This is a genomic window from Ruoffia sp. FAM 20857 (assembly GCF_045528645.1).
GTDB classification, from domain to species: domain Bacteria; phylum Bacillota; class Bacilli; order Lactobacillales; family Aerococcaceae; genus Ruoffia; species Ruoffia halotolerans.
Genome location: NZ_JBGQRB010000064.1, coordinates 1 through 8,317 on the forward strand (window position 1 = coordinate 1; position 8,317 = coordinate 8,317).

The following is an 8,317-nucleotide window of genomic DNA, read 5'->3' on the forward strand; positions in this document are numbered from 1 at the left end:
TTTTTGGTTCACTAAAAATTTCAACGTATGACGGATTGTCTACAAATATTTAGTCTTTATACCTTTGAGTCTACGATTATTATGACAGAAATAAACTTAGTTCACGAATGAAATGAGTGTGGCTCAGTTTGTCCACGTTCATAGGACCAGTATAGAACGAGCGGTTTGTCCTGAGTTGCTCCAACTCAAGCCAAATGGAGATACGGTTTGTCCTGAGTTACCCCAACTCAAGCCAAATGGATGAGCGGTTTGTCCTAAGTTGCTCCAACTCAAGCCAAATGGATGAGCGGTTTGTCCTAAGTTACCCCAACTCAAGCCAAATGGTCGAGCGGTTTGTCCTGAGTTACCCCAACTCAAGCCAAATGGCGATACGGTTTATCCTAAGTTGCTCCACCTCAAGCCAAATGAATCATTGGTTTGTCTCCAGTTCCATTCGCAAAAAATCCGCCTACAAAGACAGAACAAACGTTTGGTTTAAGCCTTGTGTTATGCTATAATCGGGGCGTATAGTTTTTAAAAGGGAGTGTATTTAATGGCGGTGAAAGTTAGACGTAAAGACGCAGATAATATTATTAAAGCTTTGGAGGCAGGTGTCGTTCCAACAAGAGGGATTGAACATCTATTAGTGGGCCGACGCAACGAAGTGGAAGAAGTTATTCGTATCTTAGAATCTGTTTCAGAAGGAAATAGTGATTTGCGAATTTGGGTTGGAGATTTTGGTAGCGGGAAAAGTTTCATGCTACAAACCATTCAAAATTTAGCTCAACAAAAAAACTTTGTGAGTTCAACGGTTGATTTAACACCGAACCGTCGATTATATGCGAGTGATGGTAGTGCCGTTGCCTTATATAAAGAAATTATGAATAATTTAGTTACTAAAACAGCGCAATCCGGTAATGTTTTAAACACAATTATCGAAGAGTGGCTGATGACTGTTTTTCAAAAGGTTGGGGCAGGGAAAGGCATCAGTCAAGCTGATATGATGGATCCGAAGTATGCGACTGATGTTGAAAATACCATTCTAGATATTACTACCTCTTTCAAATCTGTCGGCTTATCTTATGAATTAGGCCAAGCTTTAATCAAATACTATCACGGCTTAATTAACAATCAACGCCAGCTAACGGTTCAAGCAATACGCTGGTTACGAGGAGATATTCGCACAGTCACCGAAAGTAAAAAAGAGCTTGGGATTAACCAAATTATTAAAGATGATAATTGGTATGACGCTCTGAAAACAATGGCTGAGTTATTCTTAGATATTGGTTACAGTGGCTTTGTGGTGAATTTTGATGAAGCGGTTAATTTATATAAATTAGCGAATGGAATTTCTAGAGAACGCAATTACGAGCGTGTGTTAAATATATATAATGAGTGTAAATCAGATGTGGCACGGGGATTATTTGTAAACTTCGGAGCGACTCGTAAGACAGTTTACGACCAACGCCGTGGAATGGCGAGTTACGGAGCTCTTCAAGGAAGACTCGGATTAGAAGAAAGTTTAGATTCTGAATATATCAATACAGACCGAACAGCTTTGGCTTTGAAACCTCTAACGAATGAGGAAATTTATACGTTATTAGCAAACTTACTCAATGTGTATCAAGTGAATTACGGTATAGAAATAGATTTTCCTGAAGCAGAAATTATTCGCTATATGGAAGCCCAATTAAACCGACCAGGTGCTGCAGAATTTTTAACACCGCGGGCTGTCATTAAAGATTTTATGGAAATACTCGCGATCATGCGTCAAAACCCAGGAGTGAAAGCTTCAGAGGCGCTTGAGAGTAAATTTGGTGAGTTAAGCGCACCAGTAGAAAAAGATGAAGACGATCATGACGATATCATCGAGGTAATTTAATATGGATGCTTTCTCACGTTTGAACCGCTCACTAAGAGAGTATATTTATCAAAGTGGCTGGCAAGAATTGCGACCTATTCAGAAAAAGGCGATTACCTTTGCCCAAGAAAGTCCAAATAACTTTGTGATTGCTGCACCGACGGCTTCAGGAAAGACTGAAGCGGCCTTCTTACCTGCGATGAATAGTATTGAAGATTGGGATACGGGCGTTCGAATAGTGTATATCTCACCTCTCATAGCTCTAATTAACGACCAATTCAAACGCTTGATGTCTTTGTGTAGTGAGATGGGTATTACCGTTACGAGTTGGCATGGCGAAGCCAATTCGTCTAAGAAGAAGAAATTACTGAAGAAACCGAATGGTATCGTGTTAATTACGCCGGAGTCCATTGAAGCAATGCTCGTTGGACGACCACATGAGGCTCGGACATTATTCGCTGAAACAGATTGGATTATTATTGATGAAATCCATAGCTTTTTAGGTGAGAACCGAGGCATACAATTGCAATCTTTATTAAATCGTTTAGCAACTTATACACAAAGAGAACCACGTTGTATAGGTCTTTCTGCCACACTTAATCAAGATGACTACATTAATTTGAAGAGCTTTTTTCAAAATCAACGCGATACGAGTATCATTGTTGATAGAGGTGCGAATGAAAAGGAGCACCAAGTGTTTTATTTTCCTAAAGCAAAAGGGGATATGCATTCTTTCAAACAAGAGATGGATGTGATTTATCAAGCTTCTTTGAAGGAGTCGATGTTAGTTTTCCCAAATAGTCGTAATAAAGTTGAGAAGATCGGGTCTAATTTAAATCAAAGAGCAGAGACGGATATGCGGAATTTCAGTTCGTATTTTGTTCATCATGCCTCTTTACCTAAACAAACGCGATTATTCGCTGAAGAATTCGCAAAAGAAAGTCGCGGACGTAAATTTACAATCACTTGTACATCTACTTTAGAATTGGGAATTGATATTGGTTCCGTTGATAGTGTGGTTCAATACGGGGCGCCACCCAATGTGTCGACCCTTTCTCAAAGAATTGGGCGAAGTGGACGGCGAACGGGTGTGAATAAACTGCGCTTTATAGCCAATGAACCTTGGAGTTTACTTCAAGGCTTAGCGACAATTGAATTGTTAGAGGAAGGGCAACTGGATAACACACCTGCCGTGAATAAACCTTATGACGTCTTAGCACATCAAATTATTTCTCTAGTCATTGAACATAATGGGCTAACGCGACCTAATTTATTAACCGAATTAAGACGTGGGAAAGTTTGGGAAAAGATTACGGAAGAGGAAATCAATGAATTAATTGACAGTATGCTGTCCAAAGAATACTTAGAGTTACTCGATAACTTTGAATTGATTTCTGGGTATGAAGCGCAGCCTCTACTTCGAATGGCTGAGTTTTATACGCAATTCTTTACAGAACCGGAACTAAGAGTCTATCACCAGTTGCAACATATTGGAACGATTGCCTTAGAACCAGGCTTAAGACCTGGGGACAATATTTTATTAAGTGGGAAAGTCTGGCGAATTTTGGGCATTGAATTTGAACAGAAACAAGTTCATGTCATGCCTGCGAAAGTCGGGGAAGCTTACTTTGAATCACGGGATCGGCAAGATGTGTCCAATATCGTGAGACAAAGAATGCGAGAGATACTTTACCGGGACGACCAATCTCGTTACAGCGGTGAAATCCGTTCGACGTTAAACCATCTTGCAGATAAGATCGTCTACCGAGATGGTTTTTATTATCAATTAACGGATCAAGGGGACCCGTGGTTAGTCACTTTTCTAGGTTCGAAAGCAAACCGGACACTGGCTTACATGATTGAATTGTTTACCGGCCAGCGCGTTCGAATAAACGACCTACATGCGACCACGTTAATGGGGAAAGATTTGGACCGGACAATGCAGGAAATTCGCGATACACTTGTGACTTATCAGCAATTTTATGATTTCTTTGACCGTGAAGATTCCTTACTCTTAGGTGAAACAAATCATTTAAAATACCAACAGCTTGTCCCACGTTCTTTAATGATCGATTATGTGATTGAAAATCAACTGGACTTGATGACTGTTTTTGCTTATCTTAGTGAGATAGAATAATTTTGAAAGGAGGGTGTTCGATGAAATTCATTCGTTATGACGCCATTAAAAATTGGAAAAGTAATAATCTTGAAGATATATTTGATGTAACCGATGAGATTCCGGAGAAAATCCAATTTGCGAAACCAATTGATAAAGGGATTGATTGGCTAGAATTTGTTGAAGTCGACCGTTATTATGATGAGTTAGTCTATTCGAGTGAGTTTCAAGACCTTGTGACTTCTTTATATTTGGAAGTCATGAAAGCTTTAGAACACCACTTTGAAAAGAGACGAAAAAACTTAAGGAAATTTATGCGACGATCAACGACTTATGCCTTTGATAACAATTACCTGTTCCAAGCCTTGTTTAAGTATTTACGCACACATATTATTTATCATTACCTACCTAGTTATAACACCTATTCAAGTTACGATACTTATTTACTTGAACAAGCCTTTGAACCATCGGATTTAAATGTCATCGGTGCTGTCATGGAGCAATTTTTAAGAGACTTACCACCTGCAAGTCCTGAATTTCGTCAGTTATTTGGACTGACTGAATACGGGACAGAAGAAGTGTGGTGGGACATGGACGGGAAGTACCGTGAGGAAAACGACATGACCCAAGTTCAATTAAATATTATGCAATCAACCACACCAAGGACAACAAAACCTTGGCTAGGTGAGCATAAAGATGAGATTGTTTCCCTCTATTTAAACTATTGGGAAATTATTACTTCTGACAAATGGGAAGAGGGACCTACGCGCAGTGATAAACGCAATCGGTTTATTTACCGTATTGTGAAGCGTCCTTTAAACCCATCTGCTGAGAATAAATATCATCGCTTCATGTCATCCTTATTAAAAATAGCAGAAAATACAATTCGGAAAAAACACAAAATGCGTCAGATTAGAGTTGAGGCCGATGAGGACAATCTTAGCCGTCGCTTCCGTAAGGCGGTATTTGAAGCAATTATGGCTCACAATGCTTCACTAATCGAAGTCGCAACGAAGAAACAACCTAAAGTTATCCGATTAAATCCAACAAAAATATCCGATTCACAAAAAGACTTATCTTCAGTTGTGAATATGATTAGTGATTTTGTAGGCGAAGATGATTTCGAAGAAGAGCAAGTTGAAGTCGAAGTGAGTGAAGTGACTGAAGCTAAGGACCAACCCGTAGATGAAAATCAAACTTATAAAGAATTTGTGAGACGACTTGTAAAGGAAACATCACTCAGCGTGACTGAAGTGACAGAAACATGTCGAGAAAATGGGACGTTACTCAATGCCTTTATTCATGCCGTGAATCAATTTCTATATGATGCTTTTGGAGATCAGGTAGTTGTAGTCGAAGGTGATGAGATTGTTGTCGATGAATTTTATATTGATGAATTAAATGAACTTGTTGAGAATGATTTTTCTGAGTTAGACTAATAAAACCCACTCGGCTGAGTGGGTTTTGTTTTCGTAATTATTCTCTTTCAATTCCTAGAAGACCAATCGCACCAGGTCCACCATGACTTGATATAACTGCTCCAGTGTCAAACCATTGATCTGTATTCACATTGTGTTGGCTTAACAGACTGTACACTAAATCTTTATTTTCATCACTCACACCCGGTGAGCCACAGACCATCACTGTTTCTGGATCAATGTTATAAGTGTTAAAGAAATCAGCGATCATTTTTTTAATGCAACGGTCAAAGTTACCGCGGTATTTTTTTCCTGACACTAAGTAACCATCTTCGATGACAATGGTTGGGTGAATATTAAGAAGTGCAGCACCATGAAAAGCTAAGTTTGATACGCGTCCACCGGCTTTTAGATATAACAATGTATTTGGTAGAAATATAAAACGCGTACGTTCGCGGATATTTTCAACAAAGGCAATGATATCTTCAGGACTTGCGTCTGGATGATTTTCAATATATTCAGCAGTTGCTTTGATAATGGCAGTTTGGCCAATCGCCACATTTTTGCTGTCAACGAGATGAATATTTTCAAAGTCTTCCGCAGCAATTTTAGCTGCGTTAAATGAGACGGTTGTTACTGCAGAATATGCAATATGAATAATATGTGCATTAGGATATTCCTCAAAAATTTGACGGAAGCATTTTGCATTGTCGTCAGGAGTACTTCCAGCAGTCTTAGGCAGTGTGCCAGTCTTTTCATAGAAATCAAAGACTTCTTCAACTGGGAAAGTACCATCCGGGCGTGTCTCATCTCCCATTGTGACGTGCATAGGAATGATGCGTACACCGTAACGTTCGACTAGCTCTTTGGGTAGATCAGATCCGCTTTCAGCGGTAATAATAAATTTTGTCATAATAGCCTCCATAGGTTATTGAGTTGATAAGCGAACTTTAGTTCATAATACCACAATGTAACGGCTAAAGGAATTCTATAAATGACGAGTATTATAGTATTTCAATGATTTGTTTTATACGGTGGTCAATCAATTTGTAGTAAATTCTCGTTCCTTCTCGGCGTGTTGATACAGCATTTACTTGTTTTAATTTCATTAATTGTTGTGAGACAGTCGATTGCGGTAAGTCTAAGACCTTTTGAATCGAGCCAACACTCATTTCTTCACAGTCAGATAACACCTTCACGAGTGAAAGCCTGATTGGATGACTGATTGATTTAAGTAAATTCGCGCATGCGTCATAATCCATACTCATACTATATCCTCCTTAGTTAAAATTCGTTAATTATAATAAAATTGTAATAAGTTAAATTTTAAGTAAATTAACAGATGGTAAATATAACAAAATTAATATCGTTGGCAATTTCTTCCATGGCTCTGTTTTTAATTTCTTCATTCACTAAGCCGCCAGTATCGTCTAATTTAACTTAAAGTTTACCTGAATATGTGATTGTTACTTTAGTATTTTTCACGAAAAAACATCCAAGTTACAATTTTTTAATATAATTATATAATACTCTAGTGACTCAGATATTGCTATAAAATTATTATATTTAGTGGATATTTTTTTGTAAGAATGTATTTTGAATGGGCGCTGAACATATGCGCTTATTTGAATTATATTAAAACTAGAATATTTTTTTAACATTATTATTAGGTTTTTAAAGGCTGCTTTTTAAGTGGCTTATTTTATTTAACTTTTTTAAAAAAATAAAAATGGAATTCAGTGTTTTTTACGTATCTATATATGGAGGTGAAAATTTTAAATGAGTAAAAAGTTGGAACAGTTATTAATTTGTGGAACTCGTGAAGCACTTTTAAGTAAAGAGATGGAGAAAGAGTTTTATAATTTAGAGCAGGGCTTTCGAGGTGAGAATGAGCAATTGGAGTGGTTCAAAAAGTACGGCAGTGAGCATTGGCATTATGTTTCGAATTATTGGTTTAATCACGGCAAGCTCATGGAAGCGGATATGTTAGTGATTTCTGAACAGGAGTGGCTTGTTATAGAAGTGAAAAATTATCATGGTCTTTTTGAGTATAAGGATAGAGAATGTTATATTAACGGGCGTCTGATGAGTGACGATCAAGTTGCTAAAATGAATCATCGGTTGAATCGGATTCGCCACATTGCTGCCGAAGTGAGCACAGAGATAAAAGTAGTTGGCGCGATGGTGTTTATTAATGAGCATAGTGATGTGCGCTTGAAAAATGGTAATGAATTCGATGTTGTTATGCGTAATCAATTGCAGCGATTTATACGAAAGTTTCGCGAAAGGAATGATTACCCCCTATCGAACCAAAAGTTCGATCGTGTGTCTCGAGTTTTGAAAAAACATCAAGCAACGTCGCCTTTTGTACCGAAATCATTGCCACTCGAATCTTTTGCTGAATTGCGAAAAGGTATTACTTGTAAAGCGTGCGGAAGTTTTGAGACGCAATCTAAGTATAAAAGCATACAGTGTCGTAGCTGCTTAACAACCGAACATAAGCACGAAGCAGCACTGCGAACCGCTTATCAATTACGCTACATGTATTACGACCACCCGGAAATGCTGACACGACGTAATATCTATGAGTTTTGTGGTAAGTTAATCAGCGAACGAACAATTTCTAGAGCCCTAACAAGTCGATATAAGATAATTGGTGCGACGAGCAGCTTGTATTATGATATTCAAATATGAGATAGTGGGTCGTCTTGAGCCAAATGGAATTGCCGTTTATCCTGAGTTAGCTCAACTCAAGCCAAATGGAGTTGCGGTTTGTCCTAAGTTCGGTCAACTCAAACCAAATGGAGTTGCGGTTTGTGTCAAGTCCATAATCTTGTGTAAAAGTCTCAATGTAGTTATATCATCTGGTCATCATGCACATTACACTTGTAAGAATGTCCGAGCGTTATTTTCCCAATTTTCGTGGAAATCAATTAATATCGA

At 38.2% G+C, this 8,317-nt stretch carries 8 protein-coding genes; 5 read left to right on the forward strand and 3 right to left on the reverse strand.

Annotation, left to right across the window (positions count from 1 at the left end; translation table 11 throughout):
* Nucleotides 1-138: 138 nt before the first annotated feature.
* Complete coding sequence (locus ACEN4N_RS10565) at nt 139-357, reverse strand: hypothetical protein (protein ID WP_407094198.1); 219 nt, start codon at nt 355-357, stop codon at nt 139-141.
* Nucleotides 358-532: 175 nt separating this feature from the next.
* Between ACEN4N_RS10565 and ACEN4N_RS10570 the strand changes: the two genes are divergently transcribed.
* The 3 genes from ACEN4N_RS10570 to ACEN4N_RS10580 are packed head-to-tail and all read left to right on the forward strand — an operon-like array spanning nt 533 to nt 5,395.
* The gene (locus tag ACEN4N_RS10570; RefSeq protein ID WP_407094199.1) at nt 533-1,861 is read left to right on the forward strand and encodes an ATP-binding protein; all 1,329 of its coding nucleotides are present in this window, start codon (nt 533-535) and stop codon (nt 1,859-1,861) included.
* Nucleotide 1,862: 1 nt separating this feature from the next.
* Nucleotides 1,863-3,977 carry a DEAD/DEAH box helicase gene (locus ACEN4N_RS10575; protein ID WP_407094200.1) on the forward strand — a complete coding sequence of 705 codons (2,115 nt, stop codon included), beginning with the start codon at nt 1,863-1,865 and terminating at the stop codon, nt 3,975-3,977.
* A 20-nt stretch (nt 3,978-3,997) separates the two neighbouring features.
* Nucleotides 3,998-5,395, forward strand: coding sequence for a tellurite resistance TerB C-terminal domain-containing protein (locus ACEN4N_RS10580; protein WP_407094201.1), 1,398 nt, complete (start codon nt 3,998-4,000; stop codon nt 5,393-5,395).
* Nucleotides 5,396-5,432: 37 nt separating this feature from the next.
* On the opposite strand, the gene ACEN4N_RS10585 is transcribed toward ACEN4N_RS10580, so the two are convergent.
* Nucleotides 5,433-6,287, reverse strand: a complete 855-nt coding sequence (locus ACEN4N_RS10585; RefSeq protein WP_407094202.1) for a DegV family protein — start codon at nt 6,285-6,287, stop codon at nt 5,433-5,435.
* Between the two features lie 91 nt (nt 6,288-6,378).
* On the reverse strand, nt 6,379-6,642 hold the full coding sequence (locus ACEN4N_RS10590) for a metalloregulator ArsR/SmtB family transcription factor (RefSeq protein WP_338487613.1): 264 nt from the start codon (nt 6,640-6,642) through the stop codon (nt 6,379-6,381).
* Between the two features lie 511 nt (nt 6,643-7,153).
* On the opposite strand from ACEN4N_RS10590, the gene ACEN4N_RS10595 reads away from it, so the two are divergent.
* Together ACEN4N_RS10595 and ACEN4N_RS10600 are read left to right on the forward strand one after the other, a co-directional pair.
* Nucleotides 7,154-8,068: a nuclease-related domain-containing protein gene (locus ACEN4N_RS10595; RefSeq protein ID WP_407094203.1), complete on the forward strand. Its 915-nt coding sequence runs from the start codon at nt 7,154-7,156 to the stop codon at nt 8,066-8,068.
* Between the two features lie 4 nt (nt 8,069-8,072).
* The coding region (locus tag ACEN4N_RS10600; RefSeq protein ID WP_407094204.1) for a hypothetical protein at nt 8,073-8,317 on the forward strand (245 nt) is incomplete at its 3' end.

What these genes read in the sequence shown, in the direction of transcription:
- ACEN4N_RS10570 (WP_407094199.1), top strand. Translation starts at nt 533, where the DNA reads ATGGCGGTGAAAGTTAGACGTAAAGACGCAGATAATATTATTAAAGCT.
- ACEN4N_RS10575 (WP_407094200.1), top strand. Translation starts at nt 1,863, where the DNA reads ATGGATGCTTTCTCACGTTTGAACCGCTCACTAAGAGAGTATATTTAT.
- ACEN4N_RS10580 (WP_407094201.1), top strand. Translation starts at nt 3,998, where the DNA reads ATGAAATTCATTCGTTATGACGCCATTAAAAATTGGAAAAGTAATAAT.
- ACEN4N_RS10585 (WP_407094202.1), bottom strand. Translation starts at nt 6,287, where the DNA reads ATGACAAAATTTATTATTACCGCTGAAAGCGGATCTGATCTACCCAAA.
- ACEN4N_RS10590 (WP_338487613.1), bottom strand. Translation starts at nt 6,642, where the DNA reads ATGAGTATGGATTATGACGCATGCGCGAATTTACTTAAATCAATCAGT.
- ACEN4N_RS10595 (WP_407094203.1), top strand. Translation starts at nt 7,154, where the DNA reads ATGAGTAAAAAGTTGGAACAGTTATTAATTTGTGGAACTCGTGAAGCA.